Genomic DNA, 25355 nt, shown 5'->3' on the forward strand with positions numbered 1-25355 from the left:
GAAGTATGAAAAAACTGTTTTGGATAACACTTTTTTGTATCGGCGCTTGTGGATACGACCACGATAGCGCGCCCTCAACGATTGATCTGCAATGGGACGAAGAAGAAACCTACCGCGCGGATGGAAATACCACAATCGAAATAACGGTTTCACTACCGGAGGATGCCGCATCCGGTTTCCGGTTAGTGACGCTGTCCACGAAAGCGGGGAAATTTCAGAACGGCGATACGACAATGGTCATGGACCTTCGCCTGGAGAATAGCAGCACTACTTTGTTGAAAGTCGGAAGCCGCCCGGGGGTTTTTGAAGTATATGGCGGCGCCGGTGGATATAAGATCTCCAAATTGCTTACGCTTGAAAAACTGCCAGATGCCGCGGCCATAAAGAGTGTGGAACTGCTAGGATTTACAGGCATGGTGGCAGATGGTACATCCGAGGGCACGATCAACGTAAGTATGGGACTGAACGAACCGTTGGTGTTTGCGACAGAGCATGCAACACTGCGGGAGTTCGGTGGCCCCGATCTGTCGCGGGTAACGATCGACCCCGTCGGAACGGGAGAGGTGACCGCCATTTTTACGGCAGGGCGTGCGCCGGGCCTGTACCGCGTAAGCATCGCGACAGCGGACCGGTCATACGATACCCTCGTGTCATTTACACTGACCGCCGCATATGCCGAGCAAATTGTACTTGACCTTCCCCAGGTCACGGTAGATAGTACTGGCGGGCAAATGCCCGTGACAGCAATGCTGGACCGCAGCATCGGCCTGGTGACTCCTCAAACGCCGGTGATATTTACTGCCTCTGCAGGGAATCTCACGCCGGCGTCCGTTTATACGACGGCCGAATCAGCGACTGTGGAAACGCAGTTTGTTTATAACGAAGGTAGTCTTCATGTGGGCGATGTTATTACGATCACAGCATCAACGCCCAAAGGAGACGGTACTTATTATACCGCAACCCGAACCCTAATTGTTGAATAGCTATGCGCGCGAAATTGTCAGCCTTGGTCATCTGCGCTATCGCAGTTATATTCTTGTTTATGTTTTTTCTTCCGGGCGAGAAAGAAAAACGGAGCCATTTTGGTCAGCTCATCGTGCGAAGTGGATATCCCGTCCGACTGCCGGCGGGGCAGAAATTAGAATATGAGACAATCCTCATTCACAAAGGCGCCGTGCTGGAATTTTACGGCGATACTCCGGCATGGACGCAAATAATCTGTTATGGGAATTTTCGTCTTGAAGGCACGATACGATCGAAGGGATTTGAAGTGACAGGAAAATCACTTGATACAATCGTTTATAACGGCAACAGGGTTGGACATGACTACGATGAGCCGACAGCAGGAGGCCGAGGTGGAAATGGAGGTAGGCTACAGGAATGCCATCAGAGCTCGTGTTTGCAACTCGCTTGCTTTTCGGGCAAGCGAGACTCTTTAGGCACGGGGGGACGTGGCAGCCGAGGTATGTCGAATCAAGAGGCGATGGCGTGTGCCAATCCGGGCAAATGTGAAGAATGTTACCTGTGTATCGATCAAAAATATAAGGTGCAGGGTCATGCGTGTGATGCCTGTGATAACCCATCAAACCGTGGCCCTTCGGGAGGGCATTCCTCGCCTGGGAAAGGTGCAGCAGGCGGATCGCCCGGCAGGGTTGGTGGATTGCTATATATTTATGTTGGAGGAGACTTCATTTCTCACGGCGTGATAGATGTATCCGGCAGCCCTGGCGGACGCGGAAGTGATGCCGATTCCAATTGGTATTCCGGAGGCGGAGGTGGTGGCGGCGGTGCGGGTGGAAATGGCGGTGCGGTTTATCTCGAAATTATTGACAAGGGGAACCCTTCTGTGAATATCGAGGGAGGGAGTGGAGGGAAAGGCGGTAAGGGCGGAACCCCCCATCCAGAGAACGGCTTCAGCGTCTTAAAGGGTGAAGACGGTAAACCAGGCTCCACCGGAAAACGCGGGAAGCAGATAAGAATAACGCAAAAATCTCCTGTTTAATCGCGAGGTTGCTGGACCTCAGAATTGACGCGGCCCATCTACAGGGGGCTTCGAGCGAAGTGACCTCGTAGATGGGCTTCCCTATGATGCTACTTTTTCCACCACCCGTTCTTCTTACGGATGTATAGTATCTGCCCGGTGTGGTAGGCGTTGTGCATGGACAGGTTCGCGATGGTAGAGCTCCATTCTTTTACTTGTGCGTCGGTGCCGTTCTCGACGAGCTTTTCGATTTCGGTTTGGATGCTGTCGAGTTGTTTGGTAACGGCTTTCCATTCTTGTTCGTTGAGCTGGCGGAAGGTGGTTTTGTTGTCGTCTTTGAACTCGGGTGGGGTGTTGCCCTGGAAGGACTGGAGGATGCGGCCGTTCCAGAAGGCAAGGTGCGAAGCCAGCTGGCCGATGGAGTGGTTGTCGGTGGAGTCGATCCAGGCGGCTTGTTCGGCGGTGACGCCGTCGAGGGCCGGAACAAAGGGGGCAAACCACTCTTCGTGGGAGTGGCTGTTCTTGAGCTGCTGAAGTAATACTTTTCGAAGTGTGTCGTCTTGCGCGCTTTCGTCGGCTTGGGGTTTGGAACATGCCGCGAGGGCGACGGTCAGGGCGAGGATAACGATGTGATTCTTCATGTTCATAGGAATTAGGTTTAGGCTAAGGTACCGATCGTTGTTGAAATATTTCTCCCCCATTCTGGTATAGATTGTAACATTCGCGGCTATACGCCGTCTTGCCCGAAAATCAGCGCCATGCAGGCATCAACTTATTGTCTTGAGACGACCGGTCTCACACACCGTTACGGCAACACCGAGCAGACATTGGAAAACATCAACCTCCAGGTGGAAACCGGGAGCATCTATGGATTCCTCGGCCCCAATGGCGCCGGCAAAACCACCACCTTACGCCTCGTGCTTGGCCTCCTGACCTTGCAGCAGGGCAGCGTGTCGATCTTCGGGATGGACCTGTGGCGGCATCGCATCGATATACTTCGGCAGGTAGGCGCCCTGATCGAAAATCCTTCGTTGTATGGCCATCTCACCGCGCACGAGAACCTGGAAATACTGCGTGTGTTATACCGGTGTCCATCGTCACGGATTCACGAAGTGCTCGACCTGGTGGGCCTGGCCGGCACCGGTCGCAAGTATGTCAGCCAGTTTTCCCTGGGCATGAAGCAACGGCTCGGCATTGCGGCGGCGCTGCTTCACAGCCCCTCGTTGCTCATTCTCGATGAGCCCACCAACGGCCTCGACCCCAACGGCATCATCGAGATGCGTGCCCTGCTCAGGCGCCTGAACGAAGAGCATGGCATCACGATTGTCATCTCCAGTCACTTGCTGGCGGAGATTGAAAAGCTGGTGAGCCATGTCGGCGTCATCCACCGCGGTACGCTTCGGTTTCAGGGTACGCTTCCGGCACTAAACCGGCTGGCGGACCTGGACGGGACGGTAACCTTCGAAGTGGACGATATGCCCAACGCTGCGCGGAGCTTTCAGGAGCTGGGCGTGACAAGCCTGCAGGCCGGAGAAAAGCTGACGGTGGGCGGCCTGATGAGACAAGATATACCGTCGATGGCCGCGCACCTGGTGAACCAGGGTGTCGGCATTTATAGCATCACGACGCACAAACGTGATCTCGAAACTTTATTCATGGATTTAATCAGCGATTAACGATGCGGTTGACATTTATTGATAGCTATAAAAGCGAATGGATCAAGCGCCGCAGGAGCCTGGCGTCGTGGTTGGTGGTGATCGGTGCGTTCTTTACACCCGCCGTGGTGGTGGTAGCACGGCCGGCGCATGCTCCGGGCCTTCGCAAGGTGTATACTTCCGAGGGATTCTGGATGAACCATTGGAGCACGTCGTGGGAGTCGATGGCGGTCTTTCTGTTGCCGATGGGGGTGATGCTGTCGGTCAGTTTGATTACGCAGCTGGAGTATAAGAACAATACCTGGAAGCAGGTGCATACAACGCCGCTGCGCTATACCACGATTTACTTCTCCAAGCTCGCGGTGATCCTCACGCTGGTCGTGGCGTTCTTTGTGTTGTTTAACGTTGGGATGGTAATCGCCGCGTTAGTGCCACCGTTGGTGCTGGGGCATGTTCCGTTTCCGGGATCCCCGGATGTGTTGTTTTTTCTGAAAGAGAATGCGTATTACTTTTTGGATTGCCTGCCGATGGTGGCGTTACAGTATTTGATCAGCTTGAATTACCGGAACTTTCTGGTGCCGGTGGGTGCGGGGTTCCTGCTGTGGGTGGCATCGATCGGTGTGCTGCGGTGGAAGTATAGCTATATTATGCCCTATAGCTACACGATCTTTAATTTCTTAGGCGCGAGCGAACGCGGAAAGGCGATTGTGCCGGCGGTTAATTTTCATTTGTTGGCGGTAGGATACTTTGTCGCCTTTACGGTCGTGGGGTATATTTTATATGTTAATAAGAAGGTGAAAGGCTAACGCTACGTCTGAGCCAATAACGACGATATCTGGCGCAAGTCTTCCGACCGAAGGGAGGGCGTCCCGATAGCTATCGGGAGTGCCTCTCTAATGCCAATCTTCAGACTGGCGAGTCACTTCGCCGCATGTCCATGATATCCTTTTACGCCAATAACCTTCGCCAACGGGCTTGTCAATTCATTCCCCGCCTCCAGCTGTTTCAACACATACGCAAAGTCATACACCGGCTTCCACCCCAGCTCCCGGCGCGCCTTCTCATTAACATACACCCGATCAATTTCCGAAAACATTTTCCATCCCAGGTGATCGTATAGTTCCACGTACGTCGGCGCTACGCGCCGCACTACTGCGGGGGCATCGTTACGAAGCTCCTGCAAGTCCGCCATCGTAAACGGGCTCGTCGCACTGATAATATACCGGCTAAACCCGATCTCCCGCGTCTTCTCCGCCGCCAGCAGGTGAGCCTGCACAGCGTCCCCGATCTCCACACGGCGAAACAGGAACTCATTGGCTTTAGCATTGTCGCCGCTGTAGGCGGTGCGCTTCGCTGCATCGTCATCGTCTTCCGGGAAGAAGCGCGACGTGCGCAGCACGATGCAGGGCAGCTTGTGGTTGCGCCAGAAGAGCTGGCAGAGGTTCTCCGCGGCTTCTTTTGTTACACCATAGATATTCTTGGGCACGCTGGGTATGGTCTCGGTGATCCACGCGGCGGGTTGGCCGACAGGTGGGACCAGGGCGTCGCCGAAGGCGCTCGTCGTGCTGGTGTAGATGAATTGCTGTACGTCCGCCGCCGCAGATTCTTCTAGCAGGGTGAGCGTACCTGTGAGGTTGACGTCGATGAACTCCTGGCGGCTGTGGGTGTTGACGTGGGGTTTGTGCAGGGTGGCGGTGTGGAAGATGGTGGTGACGCCGGCCAGGCAGCGCTTGACGAAGGCGCGGTCGGTGATGGAACCGACCTTTGTGGTGTAGGGAGAAGGCTTGATGTCCAGGCCGATCACATTGCGGTTCAGTTGCTGCAGCGTGCGCGCCAGGGCTTCACCCAGGTGGCCGGCGCTGCCGGTGACGAGGATTTTCATGGAAGGTAATACGGAGCCGGTTTGGTTTGGGTTTCGGGAATACAGCGTGAGTATGACAGCAAAGAAAAAACAGGATAACCGTTTTATAGTGCTGTATGATTGAGGTCATAAGGACACCTATAGTCTATAGTTTATTTTTGGCGTATAACGAAAATTACTATGGACATTCAATCTACAGCTGCGGAAGGCGGAGTGCCGACGGTGGCGCAATTGGCGATCGATCACCCGGGCGCTTTGTCGGTGTTTACGCGGTATAATATCGATTACTGCTGCGGGGGGCATCGCAGCCTGGAGGAGGCGTGTATGCGTATGGGGTTGGACCCAGTAAAGATCCAGTCGGAGATTCAGGAGGCCCCGGCGGGTGTTCAGGTGCTGCGGCCGGAGACGTGGGGGTCCGCGTTTTTGACGGACTTTATCGTGCAGCAGCATCATGCGTTTGTAAGAAAGGCTATACCGGAGCTGGAGGCGTTGCTGGAGCGGGTGTGCGAACGGCATGGGCAGGATACGCCGGCGTTGCTGCCGATCAGGAATGCCTTTATGGAGCTGGCGGAAGAGTTGACGCTGCATATGGAGAAGGAAGAGCTTATTTTGTTCCCGACGATCAAGCGGCTGGAGAACCCGGAGCCGGATTATCACCACCCCCTCGGGCGGATGCTGCAGGCGCCCATTGCGGCAATGGAAGATGAGCACAAGGCGGCCGGGAATTTGATCAGGCAGATCCGGTTGCTGTCGGATAACTACACACCGCCGGAGTTTGCGTGCCCCACGTTTCGCATCACATTTCAGCGGCTGCGGGAGTTTGACGAAGATTTGATGCGCCATATTCATTTGGAGAATAATATTTTATTCGAGCGGTTTAAGCAGGCTTGGGTGTGATGTGGTTAGCATTGCCCGCACTCATCTGCCGCTCCAGCGTTTGTCATGGCGTGGAGTGATGTATGTCAGGATTATTTGCAGGCGTTGCGGGTAACTTTATGGGCAAACAAAAAGAAAAGTGTTTCCTGAAAAGACAATGGTCCGGTATCATGCGAAGCTGGTATCGGTTCGGAAAGATCAGATGCTGGTGTGCGAAGGTGACGCCGCAACGGACTACCTGCAGGTGGAGCGCGGGACGGTGAAGATGTTTATTGTGAACCCGCTGGGCCAGGAATTTATCCAGGGAATTTTTGGTGCCGGCGAAAGCTTTGGCGAACCCGCGCTGATCGGTAAGTTTCCATATCCCGGTAATGTGGCCGCCCTCGAACCCTCGCAGGTGTGGAAGTTGCCGGCGGATTATTTTTTCCAGATGCTAAAGGAGAATTTCGATCTGCATCTGAAGATGGACGAGGTGCTGTGTTCGCGGCTACGGTATAAGTCCATGGTGTTGTCGGAGATCTCCAGCTATGAGCCTGAGCACAGGATTCTTTCATTACTCAAGCACTATAAGGCCAAAAACGCCATGTCACAAAGTACCGGCATAATCATTCCTTTTACACGACAACAGTTGGCTGATATGACCGGGCTGCGGGTAGAGACCGTGATCCGTACGGTAAAGAAAATGGAAAAGGAAAAGAAGCTGACGCTACAGGATCACAAGATCCGTTTTTAAATACGCCTATTTTGTCGGCCTTCCATTTCAACGGTTGTGTACTGATTTTTGTCAGTTGCCGGGATCTGTGATTTTAATCATACCACATTGCGCCTGGGCGTTGTTTCTTTCGGTGTCTTTATATGTAATCAACATCCATGCAAACACTCGCTCAACACAACTTCCATATTCCGGTGATGGGATTGGCTTTTACGATCGACACGCCGGTAAAGGTGGCGCGATACGGTATCGACTCCGTGATTTCGATCATCGAGGACAACCTGATCGAAGCCATGCGCAAACATTATTATAAGCAAGCCAACCGGACCTTTTTTCCGATCACACCACAAGAGCCGGACTACCGGGCCAAACGTATTTCCGATTATCTGAACCTTGTTCATGACCTGGTGAACGAGCAGATGCAAACGTTGCGCAGCGCGGTGTTTACGACAGGCTCTGAAATTTCGAAGTATTTCGAAATGTTACCGGGCAGTAATCCTTTGCGTGGTATTTATGAGCACATGACGGAGAGTGTCGACAAACGCGAAAAAGAGACGCTGGAGAAATACCTGCGCAGTCAGATTCAGCCGGGAAGAATTGATGTAAACATTATGACCAAGGTGGACCGGAATCACTACGCGAAAGACGGCAGTGTATTGGCGGATTCGTCGGATGCGCTGGCGGCGCTGCGCGGCTATGCGAATAGTGTGCTGGAGAACTCGTCTGTTATATTCTCCGCGGGATTGAACCCGCGGTTGTTCAACTACCTGGAGCGGCTGGATGCGTTTCATGCGCGGGGGCATGGCGTGTTTGGTAAGGAGGTGGTCATTAAGGTAAGCGACTATCGTTCGGCGCTGGTGCAGGGTAAATACCTGGCGAAGAAGGGCATCTGGGTGAGCGAGTTCCGGATCGAGTCGGGGTTGAACTGTGGCGGCCATGCCTTTGCTACAGACGGAACGTTGCTCGGACCGATTCTCGAAGAGTTTAAAACGAAGCGCGCCGAGCTGGTGGAGTCGCTCCACACGTTGTATCAACCCGCCGCCGTGGCAAAAGGGATCCCCACCTTTGATGCGCCGCATCCGCTTCGGATCACGGCGCAGGGTGGTGTCGGTACGTGCGAAGAGACGACGTTCCTGGCGACGCACTACGATTTGGCGAGCATCGGGTGGGGTACACCTTTTTTGTTATGCCCCGAGGCGACAACGGTGGACGCGGAGACTTTGCAGTTGCTGGGCGCCGCCCGGGAGGAAGACGTGATCCTGAGTCATGCATCGCCCCTGGGTGTGCGGTTCAATTATCTGAAGGGCACGTCTGGGCAACGGGAGCGGCTCCTGCGGGTGACGCAAGGGCGGCCGGGCAGTCCGTGTACGGAGAAACACCTGGTTTCCAATACCGAGTTTACCACGGAGCCAATCTGTACGGCGTCGCACGCGTATCAGAAAAAGAAGATCGACCAGCTGCGCTCGCTGGGGCTACCCCCCGAGCAGTATATAAAACGGTATCACGACATCGTCAACAAGGAGTGTTTGTGTATAGGGTTGAGCAATGCGGCGATCCATGCGTATGGTCTGCCGCCTTTTAAGAAGCTCGAGTCGGTGACGATTTGTCCGGGGCCGAATATCGCGTACTTCGATCAGGTTGCTACGTTGGCGGAGATGGCGGATCATATTTATGGGCGGGGAGATTTAATCCGTGCTAAGAACCGACCGCATATGTTTATAAAGGAGCTGCTTTTAAATATTAAATACCTGGAGGGACAGATGCCGGCACTGACGGAGATGGATGCGAAGGCCGCGAAGGACTTGCTGCATTTTAGCCTGAACCTGTTGAAGGGGATTGCGTATTACCGGGAACTATCGTCGCGTATTACACGGGATGATGCTGTGTTTAATGAACAGCTGACGGATTGTGAAGGGGAGATTGGGAAGCTTGTGAAGAAATTAGAGGTAGTGTGTGAGTCAGTGTGAGTGTGAGAGCGAAGAAAACAACGCGCCGTATTCGCTCTCATTCCCGCTCTCACTCTCACTCTCACACTATTGCACAAGCTCCTCCGGCGCAGGCGGCTTCGGCCTGGAGCTCGGTGAGGTCGTCGGGTTCGAAGACGTGAGCGAGGTCGAGGTCTTTTAGGGTTTGTTCCAGGCGTTCGAATTCTTCGCGGGGGATGTCTTCGAAGGGGGCTTGTTTATAGTTGCCGTTGTGGTAGGGAAGGACGCTCAGGCCGTTGTAGGAGGCTTTGTTTTGCCACATCCATTCACCTACTTTCCCCCAGTCGCCGTCGGGGATGCTGACAGTAGCGGATACGTTGTTGGCGTTGCTGCCGTTGCGGTAGCCGTTGCGGACCCACTCGGCGTTGAATTTCCGGATACGCTCCAGGAGGCTCAGCGCGCTTTCGGTGCGCAGGATGGAACCTGCGGGCGCCTTTTGCGGAATGCGGATGATGCCTTGTTTGGAGTTGAGCAGGTCGTCTTCCAGCAGCTCCGGGTGGTTGTCGCGCAGATAGTCGTAGAGGGCTTCGTTTTTGCCGATGCGCACGCGGCGTAGGTAGTAGTCGTTGTGCCAGGCGTGGATCCCGGAGGATGTGCCCAAGACGATCGACGATGTACCGGAGGGCTTGACCGTTGTGCACCGCGCGGCGAACTGGATGTCGATCTTTCCGGAGGTACGCATGTTGACGCGTTTGACGACTTCGGCGGCCTCTTGCAGGTCGTACTTAAATACTTCGCCGCTGGCAATGCCGGTCATGCCGACGCCGATGAGGGCTTCGTTCTCCGTGGTGGTTTTCCAGACTTCGCGCAGGTAATGAAAGTTGGTGAAGCCTGCCTGCAGCGTGCCGAAGAACGACGCGGCGCCCGCCCGTTGGTTGAGGTCTTCCTGGCTTTCGATGTCCGACGCGTTGACTTCGCACAGGTTGCAGAACTGGAAGGGACGCAGGGCGATTTCACAGCAGGGGTTGGTGCCCCAGTCGGTGTTGTTGGTGAAGTAGAAGCCGGGCTCGCCGGCGCCCGACAATTCAATCTTTTGCCAGAGCGCGAAAAACTGCTCGCGGGTGGTGGTGTCGCGGGGCAGCACGACGGAGTTGTTGGCGCGGCCGCGTTGCTCGTTCAGCTCCCACCAGTTTCCGAATTTGCAGGTGAGCATTTCTTCATCGTCGTACGAGAACAGGGAGATCATGGCCGATCGCCGGATGCCACCGGCCAGCACCGCGTTGGCAATGTGGCACATCATGTCGTGGCATTCCAGGGATGACAACCGCTCGCCGTCGTGTTTGCTGTCGAGCATGGCGGAGAGCCGGGCGATGCAGATCTTCAGCGGCTCGGGGCCGGGCGCTTTTCCGCCGGCGGTGACAAGGCGCGCACCTTTGGGACGAATGTCGGAGTAGTCGAAATCGGGGAGGTATTCGCTCAGGCCGAAGTAGCCTTTGAGTAATACTTTGACGCTGTCGGCCCAACCTTCCAGGCTGTCGCCGACGAGGAAGCGTCTTCGCTTTTGGGCTTTGTGAAGGGCCGGTAAATTTTCAATGTGCTCGCGTTGTACGGAAAAGCCCACGCCGGTGCCGCCGAGCAGCAGGAACATCGCTTCGGAAAACGCGCGGATGTCGCCTACGGGCATATAGGCGCAGTTGTAGATGCGGCTGTTGTTTCGCTCGATGGCCGGTCCGGCGAATTGCATGGCACGCATAGAGGGGAGTACTTTTTTGTCGCGTACAAATTGCATCTGTGCGCGGATCTCTTCCTGCAGGGCAGGGTACCGCCCGATCAGCATGGTGGCGTAGCGGTCGCAGATCTCGGGCCAGAGCTCCCGTCGCTGGAGCGCGTGGAGGTAGCGTGCGTATTTCATGTGTATGATGAGGTCGCTGAGGATGCGCTGATTGAGGTGCATAGGCGTGTTTGTTTTGTGGTATGGCTCAAATATAGGCGCGGGGGTGAGCGACGCCTATGACCGGCGTCATGTTGGCTTTCGTGCTCACACTGTTTTTTGCTGGTCCAGTTTTGTGTGCTTTTCGGAAAACTGGAACAGATGCTTAGGAGTCCTAACCAATACTTTTGAAGCATGAATTAACCATAAAACAGTTCTACGTATGAAACACATGATCGCCTTTCTATTTGTTGTGTTGCTGGCATCGCCTGTGGCGTTTGCCTGTGAACGCTGTAAGTTGTATGACAACAATCCTGACTTTAAGATCAAATCGGCCGCGGTGAAGCTCAATAAAAAATTCGGTCAGCTGGAGTTTGAGATTACCGTGGAGGGTACTGCCGGAAAGACGGTTCCCAAGCCGGCCGGAAAGCTGGACGGCGCGCCGGTGCTGGGCTATGTATTTCCCACGACGTTGAAGTCAGAAGATATCGGGTTTGGTAAAACGGAGGGTATTGTAGCCCTGGCGTTGACAGCGCACCCGGATTTTGATGACAGCCCGCTGTGGGACGAGAGCGGCGACGGCATCTTTAACAACGACGGCATCGTATGGCACCCGCACTGGGTGATCCTGACGAAGGACGATCGCGTGAAGGGCGGTTTGTCCGTGAAGGAGTTTGATAAGAATGACAAGTCGGTTACGTTGCCTCCGACGGCTCCGGCCATGCCGATGTATATGGACTCGCCGGGCTTCCCGGTGGTAACGGAGGGAAATACGATCCGCGTGTCGGTACCGGTATATCGCGTGCGGAACCGGACGTCCTTTCAGTATGATGCGGTGGCGTGTTACATGGAGGTAAGTGCGCCGGAGGGTGGACACTCGGCGAGCATGAAAATGCCGATGCTGGGTGTATACAATGTGTATAGCGTGCTTTCCAAAGATCTGTTGCTGCCGTACAAAGTTCAATAAACCATACCTGCTTTCTCCGCGACCCGCCGATGAATACGGTCGGGCGCGGAGAGAGCCATACACAGAAATTATACATCGAACCAGTAAGTATATGCAAGTTTCAGTTTTCGATACCTATGTGACAAAGCGCGACGGTAACATCATGCACTTCGACATCATTGTTCCTACGAATACAGCGGAAAAGCTCGTATATGCGTTTGGCGCGCAGTATTTGAAGAAGAAGGGCCAGGAGGGACAGGAGATCAATTCCAAACAATGCCAGTTCTGCCATGTGGAGCATTTGCAGTCGTACATGGAGGACAATATCCGGCAGCAAGGCTATTATATTCTTGAAATGCAAGGCTGCTGATATGAGACTATACCTGATTTTATGTGCCGGGTGCATGGTGCTGTTTTGCTCCTGCACCCGGAAGGTGGAGGAGAATCCAAAGGAACTGGAGACGGGGCCGGAGGTTACGATGTGTAAAGGTTAACCGCTATGGAAGATTCGGTATTTGATTTGACGGTGCAGAATGCAACGGTGGAGGACCGGATTGTGGCTTCGCTGGAGAAGGTGTCGGAGGCGTTCCGGGTGTTGCTGTGGGCGGAAAGTAAACGTACGGGACTAAGTCCCATTCAGGTGCAGCTGCTGGTCTTCCTGTTGTATCAGCCAACGGTGCGGGCGACGGTCACAGTTCTTGCCCGGGAGTTTAACATGACAAAGCCGACGGTGAGTGATGCCATCAAGGTGCTGGAGCGGAAGGGGCTGGTTGTACGCACGGGCAACGAAGCCGACAATCGGAGCTATACATTATCATTAACGGCCAACGGGCGGGACGTGGCTGAATCGAGCGGCGTTTTTGCGAATGTGATCAAACACCAGGTTCGTACCCTGGAAGCAAGTCAGCAATCGGGTTTACTCCAGGCTCTTCTGGAGGTGATCCATTTACTCCAGAAGACGGGCGTTATTCATACACAACGGATGTGTAAGACGTGCAGGTTCTTCGCGCCGGGAAAGGGAAAGGTAAAACACTATTGTGCGTTGATGCGGCAGACGTTGCATGGCGCGGACCTGCGGCTGGATTGCCCGGAGCATGTGCTCGCGGTGAGTGCGTAGGTTAGTGTTTTCGCGCATGGTCCAGCGCGTCGATCTCTTTTTTATACTTCGACGGCAGGATCAGCGCTTTGAGCAGTCCGTCGAGGCGCAGGGTTCGGCTGATCTTGTAGAGGATAACAACGGGGTGCAGGAGTGAGGTCTTCCGGAAGGCGAGGAGTCGACGTACTTGTTCCGGGGCGACCAGGGTTTGTGCTTCGAGGAGAATTTTATAGCGCATCGCGCCGAGGTGTTTCCGGTATTGCCGGAACAGGTCGTCGGTGTAGTGCGAGCGGTGCATGTTTTGATGCAGGTGCTCGTGGCGCATAGATTCCCAGGCGTCCAACGTACCGGGTAGGTCTTTTACGCCCAGGCGGCTTCCCATGCGATAAAAGACGTCGAATATTTCCCTTTTCTCGGCAATGCTTAGCGTGCGTTCGAGGACTTCAAACGACCGGATGGAATAATCGATGAGCATAAACAATACATCGCGATAAGCCCAGTCGGGAATCTTCGCGCCGCGTTTGGTCTCTACCTCGGCGTGTATTCGGGCCATGGCGTCGATGGCGCGCAGGGCGGCTTGCTTTTCAGAGAATACGATCGCCTGTGCGTAGGATACGGTCGAGAACAGTCGTCCGAGGGGATCGGCCGGTAGGCGGCCGGTGAAGTAGAGCCAGTCCACGGCTTTGTTGAGTGCGAACTCGGCGGAGGCGCCGGCGAAGATGAACAGGATCGTATCGCTTTTGCCCCAGATCTTTCGTACGATGGAGTGTTCGTCTACGAAGTATTCTATACTTCTATCAGTTGGGATCGGGTGGATGCGTGCGACCATGGTTTTTTTATTGAGGGCTTGTGCGAAGCTGTTTCTTAAAGCCATACTTTTCGGCGAACAAGAGGATGGCGATGCCGGCGATGTACGACAGTATATCAAGCCAGGAGAATAGGTTGCCGATGACGATGCGGGCAACGGTTGATCGGCCCAGGCCGAGGAGCGCTACGATGTTGAAGTATTGGAGCGTTTCTATCAGGCAGGAGAAGAGCAGAACGGCGATGGCTGTTGGGAGAATGGGAGTGCGGAGGAAGGCGCGGACGAAGCAGTATAGAAGAATGACGACGAGGACGTCGCCGAAATAAGGGCGGATGAAAGCGTCGTGGATGTATAGGGCGATTATGAATTCCAGGGTTAGAATCAGGAGGAAGAGGGCGAAGTAGTTTTTGTTGAATGTTAGCATTGACGAAGTGTTTGGCATTGTCCATGCCAGTCTGAAGACTGGCACCAGGGGTGGGCACAAGTCTCCGCCCGAGACGGGCTAAGACTTGCGCCAGGTGCTTAGGCTTGGATACGGTTTTTTTTTCTGTTGGTTGCAAAGATATTAAAGAACTTTGTAATTAAAAGTGAATAACTCATTCTTTCGCGTTTGCGCGTGAATGGTTTTGCACCTGGAGAGGGTGCGGTCATGCGGCTGTTTTAAATGACCGGGAGCTTCTGTCAACGGTAACGACAGGTGAAAGCGGATTGTCTATATTGTCGGACTAAACAATTTACCGTGCGACGTATATTTTTATTATCCATTGGGCTGCTGCCGTTGCTGGCAGGTGCGCAAAGCCGTTTTACCCTGGAGGGGAATGTGGCGCAGTTAAAGAACGGCGACAAAGTGTTTTTGTCGTATGCCGTAGACGACCAGCGGATCAGCGACTCGACGCTTGTTCGCAAAGGCCGCTTTACGTTTACCGGGCCGCTGGAATATCCCGTGGACGCGCGCATTTTTCTGGGCAAGAACCCGTACGTTACACCGCTGGCGAAAGGGGAAAAGATCGATTATCTCAGGCTTTACCTGGAGCCGGTTGTGATGACGTTACAGGCGAAGGATTCGCTGAAGAATATTAAAATCTCCGGCTCGCCGGCCAACCGCGAACAGGCGGAGCTTCGGGCGATGCTGGCGGAGAACGACAAGCAATACGCTAAGAATATCCAGTATTATCAATCGCTGGCACCGGAGAAACAACAGGAGGAAGAAGTCCGGAAGGCGGTGATGGACCGCGAGATGGAGTTGCTGGAGGAGTCTTATAAAATCCACGTGGCGTTTGCCAAAGCGCATCCGCATTCGTACCTCAGTGTCATTAGCCTGGCGCATGTTGCGCCGCAACAGAGCGTGGGGGATGGGGCACGGGAGGCTTATGCGCAGCTGGATGAGAAGCTGAAGAATACACCGTTGGGGAAAGGTATACCGGTGCAGCTGGCGTCCATCAGCAATACCGAGATCGGCAAGGTCGCGCCGGACTTTGAGCAAAAGACGCCAGACGGAAAGGTTGTGAAGCTGTCGGACTTCCGCGGTAAATATGTATTGCTGGACTTCTGGGCGAGCTGGTGTGGTCCCTGCCGGGCGGAGAATCCCAACGTAGTGGCTGCTTATAAAGCGTATAAGGGAAAAGGGTTTGAGGTACTGGGGGTGTCGCTGGATAATCCGGGGAAACGTGCTGCCTGGCTGAAGGCGATCGGGGACGATGGATTGACGTGGACGCAGGTTTCGGATTTGAAGGGATGGGAGAATGCGGCGACGAAGATCTATGGGATACGGTCTATTCCGCAGAATTTTTTGATTGATCCGGCGGGGAAGATTTTGGCGAAGGACCTCCGGGGGGAGATGTTGCTGAAGACGTTGGAGGAGACGTTGGGGAAATCAGAGTGAGCGTGGACCCGATAGCCATCGGGTGTGAGAGCGAAGAAAAAAACAGCTTGGGTGTGCTCACGTTCGTGCCCACACTCAAGCTGTTTGGATCCGCGACTATTATTCTTTTGTGAAGTAGCCTTCTTTTTCTAGCAAAGCCATGGCCTCGAGGGTGGTGGCGCCACTGATGGCGGAGCGGAGGTCGCCCCACTTGGTGTCGCCGGTTGGGGTTTCCCACCAGGAGTAGCTGAATTTTATGCCGGCGGACTTGTCGGTGCCGTAGGCCCACAAATAGTTGGCGTTGTTTTGCAGAAACGAGATGTACCGGGTCTTGGCTGTTTCGGGCAGATCGGGGTGCTGGATCAGCAGGGTGAAGTAGCGCACGAAGATGCCTTTGAACAGGTTTACGTCGTGGCCGCCGCCGTTGCCGGACTGCTCACCAAAATCGGTCATGACGCGATTGTTGGTGTTGATGTTCGCGCCGATGTGGTAGTTCGCTACTTTGATGGCGTCGTTGAGGTATACCCGTTCCTTCGTGATATTGTACAGCTCGAGGGCGGCGCCGATGAAGGTGCCCACGTCGTAGGAGTAATCGCCGTTGGTGTCGTTAAATTTCTCGTAGACGCGGCCTGTCGCCAGTACGGTGCGGTTGTATTTCATCCAGTCGTAGATGCGCTGCGCCCATTGTAAATTATTCAGGCCGTCAATGACTTCGTCGGGATACTTCTGGTAGCGGCGGGCCGCGATGATGGCCGCGGGGCCGTTGGCCGGAATGCCTTTGGAGTTGCCGGCCTCGTCGTCGGTGTCGCGCCACTTAATGCCGCCGCCGTCGAATTCGGTCCAGCCTTCGGTGATCCAGTGCCACAGATTACGTGCGGACTCTTCGTAGCGGGCGTCGCCCGTGGCTTCGAACGCGCGGAGGTGCGCCAGCCCGTGCCAGCCCATGTCATCGTAATATTCGTTCTTCCAGTTGTCGCTATACCAGTTCTTTTGGCGCACACCTTCGTAGAAGTCGTAGATGGCTTGTTTATAGACATCGTCACCGGTGCGAGCGTAGGCATCGACTAAGACATCCAAGCCGTGCGCTTCCGGCCAGTAGTCGTTCCAGGTAATCTGGCCGTCGTACGTATTATTAAAGACGTGGTACGTGGCGTTGAAGTAGCGGCTCACGAACGCGCTGGTGCTGCTGTCGGCAGCAGGTTGCCAGGTAAACGTGGGAAACTTGTTCACCGGTATATATTCGTCTTCGTACGAATCACACGAGATGAGCAGCAGTGCCACGCAAAGTGTTTCTAAAAATAGTTTCTTCATGTTTAAAAGCTTTTAGCGTTATACATGGCGCCTGTTATGGCCGTACGTTGGTGAAGTCGTGTGTATAGTTCTTGTCGGCCGTCAGGGACATGGTCGCGTCAACCGTGTACTTTTCGAGGTCATTGCCATCGGCCAGCTCGCTGGGGAATTTGAATTGTGAACCACCCCATTGGCCGCCTTCGGTCGGCGCCATGTCGCGATAGCCCGGTCTGTTAATGGACGGTCTGTCGTCGAAGTGCGGGCCTTTTTGTCCCCAGTGTTGTTCGCTGCCGTTGGCCATGGTGAAGACGATCTTGTAGCGTTCGTCGAAGCCCCACGGGGCGGACGCTAACTGCACGTTGTAGTCTTTTATTTCCCATACGCCTTTTTCTTTGTATGTAAAGGCAGTACGACGCTGTGTCCAGCTTACCACGATCTCTGCCTTGTCGATTTTTTCGATCGTGGCGGCAGCCGCGCCAAAATCCAGGTGAATGTGGTATACGCCGGTTTCACTTACGGTAGCACCTTCGGGAGCGTCCAGGGTTTCTTTGAACGATGTTTGATCGGGGTTGAGCATGAACGTTCGCTGGCTGCTGGAGGTGAAGTAGTACGGTTTGTTTGCTTCGAGTTTGGTGTAGATATCGTATTCACCGATCGCGCCGCTGGCTTTCACCTGCTGGCCGTCTTCTGAACCTTCGCCGTTGATATACAACGTTGCACCTTCGAGATCATCTACATTGTTGATGCGGATGACCGAGATGCTGCGGTTCTCATTGGCAAGGTTAAAGTTCAGGCCGCGGCTCGAGCGCACCGTCCATTTCAAGGCGCCTTCTTCGGCCAGCTCGATGCCGGCCATCATGGCAATCTTATTGAGCGTTTTGTGCGTGATGGTGGCGCCGGTCGACGTGCCTTTGTTGTCGGAGCTGACAACGTAGACCGGGTTGGTGAAATCGCCGTCGGCTTTATCGAACAGCACATCGTAATACACGATGCTGTTGTCGGCCGCGATGGCTTTCTCCCACTCGAAATACGTACTGCCGGCGGATTGCAGTGTTATATGTTTGGCGTTGGCAGGTTCGTAAAATTGCCCGACGGAGGTGACGGTTACATCGTTGAAGGAACCTTCATCGTCTTTACAACCGATCAGCACGGTCATGATCAGGACGAATAGCGTGGCGGGGGCCAGTATGTTTTTATAGAGCGTATTCATGTTTGTTCGGTTAATGTTAGTATCCATCATTTTGTCCCAGGTTCTTGTTGATCAGCCACTGTTGGCGTGGAATGGCCCACAGGTAGTCGCGGTTTTCGTTGAAGGTGTTGTTGCGGTATTCGTAATACTTCAGCGTGCCGGTGCTCAGATCGAATTTCGCTCCGCGACGGGGCGCATTCATGACGGTCTCGGCAATGCGCCAGCGGCGGATGTCATACACGCGGGTACCTTCCAACGCCAGCTCTACGCGGCGCTCGTCGCGAATGATAGGGCGAAGAGCGTCTTTGCCGCCGCTAGGAAAATCGAGGGCGAGGGCCGTATTGTCAAAGCCGGCGCGTTCGCGCAGGAGCCGGATGGTTTTATCCCACACGGCGGCATCCATTTGGTCCAGCTCGTTCATGGCTTCGGCATACATCAGCAGCACGTCGGCAAAGCGTAGCACGACGAAGTTGATGTTGCAATCCCAGGACGTGCCGCCGGTCCAGGCGGCCGGGTTTGGATCATAAAACTTGCGGTAGAAATAACCTGTTTGGGTACCGTTTTCCCGGCCGATCTTATCGTTGGTGTCGTTGTCGGCATCATTCGGATCGACGTTGACATTGTAGACGCTTCCGGTGTTGCCTCTTTGTTGGATAGCGCTGCCGTGGCGATAGATGGTCATGTCCAGGCGCGGATCGCGATCGGCGTAGGGGTCTTTGCTTTCATCCCATTTGCTACCGTCTTTCATGAGGTAGGTGTCCACCAGGTCTTGCGTCGGGCTGGCCTGGATATATTGCACACCGGCCAGGCTGAACGGAACGTAGGTGAAAATCTCATTCCAAGTACGCACTTCCGGTGCATATTGTATATCGAGGATGATCTCTGAATTATACTGGTTGGCGAAGTGGAAGATACCCTCGTAGTTTTGAAAGAGTGTGTACGTGCCGTATTGCGTGCTGTTGATGAGCTTGTCGGTATATGTCTTGACACGCTCCCAGTCGTTGAAATTGAGGGCTACACGGGCATTGAAAGCCATAGCCGCGCCGGCGGTAATTCTACCCCGGTCGCCAGGGCCATAGCTGGTCGGCAGGATCTCGGCGATTTCTTCGAGCTCGCTGTGGATAAAGTCTACAATGGTAGCCTGCGGCGTCGGCGTGATGGTGGTGGCAATCTCCAGGGTGATGTCTTCGGTAAAGAAAGGAACATCGCCATACCAGTTCGTGAGCTGGAAGAAGAGGAACGCACGAATGAAGCGGGCTTCCGCCTTCATGCGATTCCGGAGGTCTTCATCCATGCCTTCCACGCGGTCGACATTGGCCAGGAAGGTATGCGTGGTTTTTATACCGCCGTACATATCGCCCCAGTAGTTGTCAAACATCGCGGTAGAAGTGTTGGCCTGTCCGTTGGCGATGACGCGCGCGTCGTCGTTGCCATAGCTGTTGTACAGGTTATCGCTAAGCCGCTCGTCGCGGAAAATCCGCCCTGCGTCGTTCATTTGGCGATAGCCCATGTTGAGTAGGGACGAGGCCTTCTCGACGGACGTCCAGTAGGTGTCGTCGGTAAATTTATTCGTGGGCACCACGTCGAGCTCGACGCATCCGGCCAGCAACAAGATGCAGGCAGTCAGGCACCCTGACAGGTAATTGATGCTCGGTTTCATATTTTTGGTTCTCATGCGTTCGCTGTTAAAATTCAACCTCAATACCGCCGCCGTAATACAATAAGGTCGGGTAGTTACGCCCGCTGTTGGCACCGCTGGCGTTCATACTGCTACCGAATTCGGAGGATTCCGGATCGATAAAGCTGTTTTTGGAGAACGTCAGCAAGTTTTGACCGGTAGCATACAGGCGTAGCTTGTTGATGCGCGCTTTTTGCGTGATGGCGCGGGGCACGGTATAGCCGATCTGGATATTCTTCAGACGCAGGTAGGCCGCGTTGTAGATATTCCGGTCGGACCCGTGGCCGTAGTTGTTGGAGTACGACGGTGACGCGCTGTTGACCAGGCGCGGGTACCGGGCGTCGGTGTTGCCGGGACGCCAGTAGTCGAGCTGGTGTTCGAACATGACGTAGTAGTAGCTGCCGTGAAACGGTTCGATCATTTCGCCGCGCAACGCCATGTCGCGTTTGCCTACGCCCTGCCACATCATGCTGAAGTCGAAACCTTTCCAGGTCATGTTATAGGTAAAACCGAAAGTGTACCGGGGAAAGGCATTACCGAGAATAAACCGGTCGTTGTCGTCGATCACACCGTCTTTGTTGCGGTCGACATACTTGACATCGCCGGGTTGCACGTTGGCGCCCACCCAGACGGCGGAGTTCTCGATCTCGGCGGTGTTTTGAAACAGGCCGGCGGTTTTGTAACCATAGTAACTGTACAGCGGTACACCTTCGCGCACAATGCGCTCCACTTCGTCAGCTTTGGAAATGGCCTGGGGACCAAACTTCACAACTTCGTTGTACGAGTCGCCGAGGTTAGCGCTGATCACGTGCTTGAAGTCGCCGTGGTTGAGGCGATAGCTTACATTGAGCTCAAAACCGCGGTTTCGCATCTCACCTATATTCCTCTGGGCCTGGGCGCCGCCCAGCGTTTTCGGTACCGGAGGTGCCATTAATATATCGGAGGTATGTTTGTCGAAGTAATCGACGGAGAATGCCAGACTGTTGTTCAATACGGCCGCGTCGAAGCCCACGTTGAACGTCGCGGTTTTCTCCCACGTCAGCTGGTCGTTACCGAGAGTATAGCCGGTACCAGTCACGCCCTTTTTGTCAAATGCATACTGGTTGGTATAGATGTCATAGGTGGTCATGAATTCATAATCACCGACAGTTTGAGCGCCGAGTACACCGTAGGTCGAGCGGAGACGGAACTCATCAAGGATCGACTTGGCCGGTTCGAAGAAGGGTTCTTCGGAGACACGCCAGCCGGCGGAGACCGCCGGGAAGAATCCCCAACGGCGTTCGCTCAGGAAGCGTGATGAACCATCGTAGCGGCCGCTTACTTCTGCGTAATATTTGTCGCCGTAGGCGTAGTTCAGACGTCCCAGCCAGGAGTGGAGGCCCCGTTCGGCCGTACCGCTGGGCGTGTTGTAGCTGTCGGCCCCGATGATGGTATTGTCGGTGTTCTGATACAATTCGTCAACAAACGTCTTTTTTATTTCATTGCGTTCGCGACGCCACGATTCGTTGGTGTAGCCGAAAAGACCTGTGATGGTGTGCTGCTCGTTAAACGTTCTCCTGTAATCCAAGAGGAATTGGCTGTTGAGCGTCGTCATTTTGGCGTTGTAATCTTCGATCTGGAAGTCTGTGGCACTGCCCGCGTTTGCAATATTGTTGCGGTTGATGAAGTCATACACCGGGTAATACCGCCTTCTGATGACGCGGTGCTCGGACTTGAGGTCGTAGCCGAGTACGGCCCGGGCCTTCAGGCCTTTCCAGATATCGAGCTCGCCGGTAACAATGCCCTGGAACTGGTCGTTGTCGTTGGTCGTACTGCCGCCGTGGTATAGTGTGGCCAACATGTTACCACCGGTCGTGATATCGTTGTTATAATAATGCCCGTTTTCATCGGGGTACAAGTTGTAGGTGTTATACGTAGGTACCCGCATAACGTCGGCCAGGAACAGCCCGCCGCGGTCAGAGAAACCTGCCTGCCGATTGTAGGCGAGGACGGTCGTGACCTTTACCTTTCCGATTTCATTGACAAAGTTGCCGCGGATATTATACCGTTTCATTCCGTAGTCCGGTCCTTTGAAATTACTCTCCTGATCAAAGTACCCAAAGGATAAATTATACGAGCCTGTTTTGGAACCACCCTGCACACCGACGTTGTAGCTTTGCTGCAGAGCATTTTGCATAATTGCGTCCATGCCCCACTCGCTATCGCCTTTGGCAAAATTGGCGATCTGCTCGGGGGTATAAATAGGATCGAGGCCGGCGTTGACGTAGGAGTCGTTGCGCAGCAGCGCATTCTGATAGCCTTTTACAGGCGTGAGTAAAACTTTCGGATTTTGCGTTCCCACGGAGGCATTGAAGCTCACGACGGGACGCATGTCTACGCGACCTTTCTTGGTAGTAATCAGGATCACGCCGTTGGCGGAGCGTGAGCCATAGATGGCGGATGCGCCGGCGTCTTTCAGCACGGAGATACTTTCCACATCATTGGGGTTGAGCAGGTTCATGCTGCCTACGTCTTCCATGATCATCCCGTCGATTACCACCAGCGGTTCGTTGTTGTTGAAGCTGTTGATACCCCGGATGTTGATATTCATGGTATTGTCATTGGGGTTCATGCTTCGTTGCTGGATGACGAGGGCGGGCGAGAGGCCCTGCAATGCCTGCGTGAGGTTCGATACCGGCCGGCTTTCGATGCCGTCGGCCTTGACCTGGTCGACGGCGCCTACAAGCTCCTTGCGCAACACGGTGCCATAGCCCACGACAACGACCTCACCCAGTGATTGTATATCGGGTTGGAGCGTGACGTTGATAATGGTCTGACCGCCGATGGTAATTTCCTGCTGGGTATAGCCCACGAAGGAGAAGACCAGCACGGCATCATCGGGCGCGCGCAGGCTATAATTTCCGTCGGCATCCGTAATCGTACCGCCGGAGGTGCCTTTGATGACCACGTTTACACCAGGCAACCCCGTTTGATCGTCTCCAGAGATCACGCGGCCACTGACAGTGATGTCTTGCGGTGGGCCAACGACAGCGGCTTTCGTGGGGGGCGCGAGGCGAACGTTGATGTTCTTCTTTACCTGTTTGAACTGGAGGCTGGTGCGCTCGGTGATCCACGATAACAGCTCAAACAGCGAGAGCTCTTTGTTGAGCGTGAACTTGCTGTCGGAAGCAAGTGCCTTTTTGTCGTAGAAGAATCTGAACTCTGTTTTTTGCTCGATGAGCTTAAAGAGCTGTTCGAGAGAGGCGTTTTGTACATCGATCTGAATGGAGACCTTTTTCAGATCCTGAGAGACTTCGTTGACCTGGGCTCCGCCTTCGTGGGCGAAGAGCAACGTCATCGGAATCGATTGTAGGATTATACTAAAAAAAAGGCCACGGGCCAGTCGGAAAAGCAAATTGCGTAAGCTTTTTTCCATAAGTTTGAGTTTGGGTAAATAGTTACTATTTATCGCAGTTCCGGTATACCTGTGATTGTCGAGATCGGCTGGTGCAACCGGAGCGAAGGAATGCGGAAGGTCACGTGTTGATCTTCCGTTTTTTTTTAGGGGCTTTGGTTTGTCTGTTGTCTCATGGGTTAGTTACATGTTAGGACTACGTTACTATCTTTTATGGTATACTTGATATCGTATACAAACTGGATACTGGCGAGCACTTCCGACAGGGGTTCGTTTTCGAAATGCCCGTTGACGTGCCAGTCCTTTGAAGGCGGATGTTGTACCGTGATCTCCACGCCATACCATTGTTCCAGGCGTTGGATGGTGGCCGCAAAGTCGGTATCACTAAATACCAGCACACCGTCTTTCCAGCCGGTTATATCGGCTATTTCAAAGGTTGCTTTCTCAAAGGTGTGATCCGTCTGACGGTATACCAGGCGTTCGCCGGCGGCGAGCACGTATTCTTGCTTTTTGCTTGACGGATGCTCGGGGGCGACGCGCACTTTTCCCGTAACCAGTGATACAGCGGTGGCGCTGTCGGATTCAAACGACCGCACATTAAAGGAGGTGCCAAGCACCCGCGTTTGAATGTCTGCAGTCTTGACGACAAAGGGTTTTTCGGGATTTTTAACGACTTCGAAGAAAGCCTCGCCGGTGAGTGCGACGCTTCTCAGTGTATCGGAAAATGCTTCGGGGAAGGTTAATGTGCTACCGGCGTTGAGGAAGGCGACGCTTCCGTCCGGCAGGTCGATGCGGAGGCGCTGCCCTTTGCGCGTTTGCACCTTTTTGACGGCTACCTCGGCTTTGAATGCGGTTGCAACATAGCGGTACAGGTATACGCTGCTGGAGAGGACCAACAGGAGGGACGCAGCGATTTTTATCCACCGCGTATAGCTATGCCGCTGGAGGCTGACGGCTTTGCCGGCGCGGGTGGAGGTCTTTTCGGATATGATATCGCCCAGCAGCTGGTCTACTTCCTGGGGTGTGAGATGGTCTTCATTGAACTTGAGCTGTAGCGCCAGCTCGCGGGCCTTGTTTAGCGCCGGGAGCTTGTCGGGGTTGGATTTTATCCAATTCTGCCAATAAAAGTCTCTATCTCCGGAAGGGTTTAATACCCAATCCTTGAAGTCCTTATTAGACAACAGTGTGACGACAACATCTTCTTCCGGATCGTTTACAGACATTTTCTGACTATTTACCCCTAAAAGGGCGCAAACGTTGGAATGATACCGAAAAAGTTGATTTTTTTTTGAAAGGTGGGAAAATCGGAGTGAAAAGCGGCTTTTGGGCCGACAGCCTGGGTCAGCGAAGGAATGCCAGGAGGCCGGGGGCGACCAGGCAGGATAGGATGATGAGCATGTCTTTAATATTAGACAGCGAGCGGTAGATCAGCCGGCGGGCGGAGGCGATGTGGGTGAAGTTCAGGATTTTGGCGATGTCCTGATAGCTGAGTCCCTCATAGAAGTAATAGAAGATGGCCTCGCGTTCTTTTTCTGTCAGGGCCGCGATGGCGTTGTTGAGCCGCAAGAGCTGTTGCTCGTGGAGCTGCCGGTCGATAAACTTTACTTCGTCGGAGACCTCGATCTGCAGCTGGAAGATGTCGGCCAGCTGATTTTTCTTTTGCTCGGTTTCCTGTGCTTTTATGTAGTCTACGACGCGCCGGCGAAAGGCTTTAAACAGGTAAAATTTGATGGATGTGGTGTCGCCGAGGGTCTCGCGGTTTTTGCGGAGGTAGATAAAAAAGTCTTGCAGGCAGTCTTTTACCAGCTCGCGGTCGCTGCAAAACTTGGTTCCATAATTATAGAGCTTGTTGACGTAGGTTTTGTAGATGTCCACAAAGGCGGCTTCGTCGCCTTGCCGAAAGGCGCTCCAGAGCTCCAGGTCACTGGCCTTGTCGGCGGCACGCTCGGTTTCTTCCTTCCTCGCGGACAGAAAGATGTTCACTTCTCTATGGTACGAATGGTTTTCCATCGTTTGTAATGATGAAATTATTCCTTTTTGGGGAAAAATCAAAATGATTCGGTTTTCAGCGCGGGCGGTGGCAAGCACGCGGATTTTCTTTTTGAGATAATATGAAACCGACGCAAGCCTGTGCGCCCTGCAGCAAGCTCGTCGGC

The 25355-nt window shown here is 54.0% G+C and carries 22 protein-coding genes; 11 read left to right on the top strand and 11 right to left on the bottom strand.

The window, feature by feature from the left end:
- The first annotated feature begins 5 nt into the window (after positions 1-5).
- Together K7P01_RS24830 and K7P01_RS24835 are read left to right on the top strand one after the other, a co-directional pair.
- Positions 6-983, top strand: a complete 978-nt coding sequence (locus K7P01_RS24830) for a hypothetical protein (RefSeq protein ID WP_267297281.1) — start codon at positions 6-8, stop codon at positions 981-983.
- A 2-nt stretch (positions 984-985) separates the two neighbouring features.
- Complete coding sequence (locus tag K7P01_RS24835) at positions 986-2002, top strand: hypothetical protein (protein ID WP_267297282.1); 1017 nt, start codon at positions 986-988, stop codon at positions 2000-2002.
- Positions 2003-2091: 89 nt separating this feature from the next.
- On the opposite strand, the gene K7P01_RS24840 is transcribed toward K7P01_RS24835, so the two are convergent.
- Positions 2092-2628 carry a DinB family protein gene (locus K7P01_RS24840; RefSeq protein ID WP_267297283.1) on the bottom strand — a complete coding sequence of 179 codons (537 nt, stop codon included), beginning with the start codon at positions 2626-2628 and terminating at the stop codon, positions 2092-2094.
- A 111-nt stretch (positions 2629-2739) separates the two neighbouring features.
- On the opposite strand from K7P01_RS24840, the gene K7P01_RS24845 reads away from it, so the two are divergent.
- Positions 2740-3657, top strand: coding sequence for an ATP-binding cassette domain-containing protein (locus K7P01_RS24845; RefSeq protein WP_267297284.1), 918 nt, complete (start codon positions 2740-2742; stop codon positions 3655-3657).
- Between the two features lie 2 nt (positions 3658-3659).
- Positions 3660-4442, top strand: a complete 783-nt coding sequence (locus K7P01_RS24850; protein ID WP_267297285.1) for an ABC transporter permease — start codon at positions 3660-3662, stop codon at positions 4440-4442.
- Between the two features lie 113 nt (positions 4443-4555).
- On the opposite strand, the gene K7P01_RS24855 is transcribed toward K7P01_RS24850, so the two are convergent.
- On the bottom strand, positions 4556-5518 hold the full coding sequence (locus tag K7P01_RS24855; protein ID WP_267297286.1) for an NAD-dependent epimerase/dehydratase family protein: 963 nt from the start codon (positions 5516-5518) through the stop codon (positions 4556-4558).
- Positions 5519-5677: 159 nt separating this feature from the next.
- Between K7P01_RS24855 and ric the strand changes: the two genes are divergently transcribed.
- From ric to K7P01_RS24870, 3 genes are all read left to right on the top strand, one after another.
- Positions 5678-6394 carry an iron-sulfur cluster repair di-iron protein gene (gene ric / locus K7P01_RS24860; protein WP_267297287.1) on the top strand — a complete coding sequence of 239 codons (717 nt, stop codon included), beginning with the start codon at positions 5678-5680 and terminating at the stop codon, positions 6392-6394.
- Positions 6395-6512: 118 nt separating this feature from the next.
- The gene (locus K7P01_RS24865) at positions 6513-7106 is read left to right on the top strand and encodes a Crp/Fnr family transcriptional regulator (protein ID WP_267297288.1); all 594 of its coding nucleotides are present in this window, start codon (positions 6513-6515) and stop codon (positions 7104-7106) included.
- A gap of 137 nt (positions 7107-7243) precedes the next feature.
- Positions 7244-9052, top strand: a complete 1809-nt coding sequence (locus K7P01_RS24870; RefSeq protein WP_267297289.1) for a hypothetical protein — start codon at positions 7244-7246, stop codon at positions 9050-9052.
- 61 nt (positions 9053-9113) lie between these two features.
- Here K7P01_RS24870 and K7P01_RS24875 read toward each other — a convergent pair whose 3' ends face one another.
- Complete coding sequence (locus K7P01_RS24875; protein WP_267297290.1) at positions 9114-10964, bottom strand: glycyl radical enzyme family protein; 1851 nt, start codon at positions 10962-10964, stop codon at positions 9114-9116.
- A gap of 199 nt (positions 10965-11163) precedes the next feature.
- Here K7P01_RS24875 and K7P01_RS24880 point away from each other — a divergent pair, with 199 nt between their 5' ends.
- The 3 genes from K7P01_RS24880 (at position 11164) to K7P01_RS24890 (ending at position 13003) form a co-directional block, all read left to right on the top strand.
- Positions 11164-11907 (top strand): hypothetical protein, encoded by a 744-nt coding sequence (locus K7P01_RS24880; RefSeq protein WP_267297291.1) that lies wholly within the window; start codon positions 11164-11166, stop codon positions 11905-11907.
- A gap of 91 nt (positions 11908-11998) precedes the next feature.
- The gene (locus K7P01_RS24885; RefSeq protein ID WP_267297292.1) at positions 11999-12256 is read left to right on the top strand and encodes a DUF2024 family protein; all 258 of its coding nucleotides are present in this window, start codon (positions 11999-12001) and stop codon (positions 12254-12256) included.
- Between the two features lie 129 nt (positions 12257-12385).
- Positions 12386-13003, top strand: a complete 618-nt coding sequence (locus tag K7P01_RS24890) for a MarR family winged helix-turn-helix transcriptional regulator (protein ID WP_267297293.1) — start codon at positions 12386-12388, stop codon at positions 13001-13003.
- 1 nt (position 13004) lies between these two features.
- Here K7P01_RS24890 and K7P01_RS24895 read toward each other — a convergent pair whose 3' ends face one another.
- On the bottom strand, positions 13005-13772 hold the full coding sequence (locus K7P01_RS24895; protein ID WP_267297398.1) for an oxygenase MpaB family protein: 768 nt from the start codon (positions 13770-13772) through the stop codon (positions 13005-13007).
- A 46-nt stretch (positions 13773-13818) separates the two neighbouring features.
- Positions 13819-14211, bottom strand: coding sequence for a ribosomal maturation YjgA family protein (locus K7P01_RS24900; RefSeq protein WP_267297294.1), 393 nt, complete (start codon positions 14209-14211; stop codon positions 13819-13821).
- A 315-nt stretch (positions 14212-14526) separates the two neighbouring features.
- Here K7P01_RS24900 and K7P01_RS24905 point away from each other — a divergent pair, with 315 nt between their 5' ends.
- Positions 14527-15669, top strand: coding sequence for a TlpA disulfide reductase family protein (locus tag K7P01_RS24905; RefSeq protein WP_267297295.1), 1143 nt, complete (start codon positions 14527-14529; stop codon positions 15667-15669).
- Between the two features lie 99 nt (positions 15670-15768).
- Here K7P01_RS24905 and K7P01_RS24910 read toward each other — a convergent pair whose 3' ends face one another.
- The 6 genes from K7P01_RS24910 to K7P01_RS24935 form a co-directional block, all read right to left on the bottom strand.
- Entirely contained in the window at positions 15769-16959 is a 1191-nt protein-coding gene (locus K7P01_RS24910) for a glycoside hydrolase family 76 protein (RefSeq protein WP_267297296.1), read from the bottom strand.
- 34 nt (positions 16960-16993) lie between these two features.
- Positions 16994-18148, bottom strand: a complete 1155-nt coding sequence (locus K7P01_RS24915) for a SusE domain-containing protein (RefSeq protein WP_267297297.1) — start codon at positions 18146-18148, stop codon at positions 16994-16996.
- A 16-nt stretch (positions 18149-18164) separates the two neighbouring features.
- Positions 18165-19802 carry a RagB/SusD family nutrient uptake outer membrane protein gene (locus tag K7P01_RS24920; protein ID WP_267297298.1) on the bottom strand — a complete coding sequence of 546 codons (1638 nt, stop codon included), beginning with the start codon at positions 19800-19802 and terminating at the stop codon, positions 18165-18167.
- Between the two features lie 10 nt (positions 19803-19812).
- A complete protein-coding gene (locus tag K7P01_RS24925; protein WP_267297299.1) occupies positions 19813-23220 on the bottom strand; it encodes a SusC/RagA family TonB-linked outer membrane protein in 3408 nt (1135 codons plus the stop codon).
- A gap of 158 nt (positions 23221-23378) precedes the next feature.
- A complete protein-coding gene (locus K7P01_RS24930) occupies positions 23379-24422 on the bottom strand; it encodes a FecR family protein (protein ID WP_267297300.1) in 1044 nt (347 codons plus the stop codon).
- Positions 24423-24540: 118 nt separating this feature from the next.
- Complete coding sequence (locus K7P01_RS24935) at positions 24541-25209, bottom strand: RNA polymerase sigma factor (RefSeq protein ID WP_267297301.1); 669 nt, start codon at positions 25207-25209, stop codon at positions 24541-24543.
- Positions 25210-25355: the final 146 nt, after the last annotated feature.

Source organism: Parachryseolinea silvisoli (genome assembly GCF_021190955.1).
GTDB classification, from domain to species: domain Bacteria; phylum Bacteroidota; class Bacteroidia; order Cytophagales; family Cyclobacteriaceae; genus Ohtaekwangia; species Ohtaekwangia silvisoli.

What these genes read in the sequence shown, in the direction of transcription:
- K7P01_RS24830 (WP_267297281.1), top strand. Translation starts at nt 6, where the DNA reads ATGAAAAAACTGTTTTGGATAACACTTTTTTGTATCGGCGCTTGTGGA.
- K7P01_RS24835 (WP_267297282.1), top strand. Translation starts at nt 986, where the DNA reads ATGCGCGCGAAATTGTCAGCCTTGGTCATCTGCGCTATCGCAGTTATA.
- K7P01_RS24840 (WP_267297283.1), bottom strand. Translation starts at nt 2,628, where the DNA reads ATGAACATGAAGAATCACATCGTTATCCTCGCCCTGACCGTCGCCCTC.
- K7P01_RS24845 (WP_267297284.1), top strand. Translation starts at nt 2,740, where the DNA reads ATGCAGGCATCAACTTATTGTCTTGAGACGACCGGTCTCACACACCGT.
- K7P01_RS24850 (WP_267297285.1), top strand. Translation starts at nt 3,660, where the DNA reads ATGCGGTTGACATTTATTGATAGCTATAAAAGCGAATGGATCAAGCGC.
- K7P01_RS24855 (WP_267297286.1), bottom strand. Translation starts at nt 5,518, where the DNA reads ATGAAAATCCTCGTCACCGGCAGCGCCGGCCACCTGGGTGAAGCCCTG.
- ric (WP_267297287.1), top strand. Translation starts at nt 5,678, where the DNA reads ATGGACATTCAATCTACAGCTGCGGAAGGCGGAGTGCCGACGGTGGCG.
- K7P01_RS24870 (WP_267297289.1), top strand. Translation starts at nt 7,244, where the DNA reads ATGCAAACACTCGCTCAACACAACTTCCATATTCCGGTGATGGGATTG.
- K7P01_RS24875 (WP_267297290.1), bottom strand. Translation starts at nt 10,964, where the DNA reads ATGCACCTCAATCAGCGCATCCTCAGCGACCTCATCATACACATGAAA.
- K7P01_RS24880 (WP_267297291.1), top strand. Translation starts at nt 11,164, where the DNA reads ATGAAACACATGATCGCCTTTCTATTTGTTGTGTTGCTGGCATCGCCT.
- K7P01_RS24885 (WP_267297292.1), top strand. Translation starts at nt 11,999, where the DNA reads ATGCAAGTTTCAGTTTTCGATACCTATGTGACAAAGCGCGACGGTAAC.
- K7P01_RS24890 (WP_267297293.1), top strand. Translation starts at nt 12,386, where the DNA reads ATGGAAGATTCGGTATTTGATTTGACGGTGCAGAATGCAACGGTGGAG.
- K7P01_RS24900 (WP_267297294.1), bottom strand. Translation starts at nt 14,211, where the DNA reads ATGCTAACATTCAACAAAAACTACTTCGCCCTCTTCCTCCTGATTCTA.
- K7P01_RS24910 (WP_267297296.1), bottom strand. Translation starts at nt 16,959, where the DNA reads ATGAAGAAACTATTTTTAGAAACACTTTGCGTGGCACTGCTGCTCATC.
- K7P01_RS24915 (WP_267297297.1), bottom strand. Translation starts at nt 18,148, where the DNA reads ATGAATACGCTCTATAAAAACATACTGGCCCCCGCCACGCTATTCGTC.
- K7P01_RS24920 (WP_267297298.1), bottom strand. Translation starts at nt 19,802, where the DNA reads ATGAGAACCAAAAATATGAAACCGAGCATCAATTACCTGTCAGGGTGC.
- K7P01_RS24925 (WP_267297299.1), bottom strand. Translation starts at nt 23,220, where the DNA reads ATGGAAAAAAGCTTACGCAATTTGCTTTTCCGACTGGCCCGTGGCCTT.
- K7P01_RS24930 (WP_267297300.1), bottom strand. Translation starts at nt 24,422, where the DNA reads ATGTCTGTAAACGATCCGGAAGAAGATGTTGTCGTCACACTGTTGTCT.
- K7P01_RS24935 (WP_267297301.1), bottom strand. Translation starts at nt 25,209, where the DNA reads ATGGAAAACCATTCGTACCATAGAGAAGTGAACATCTTTCTGTCCGCG.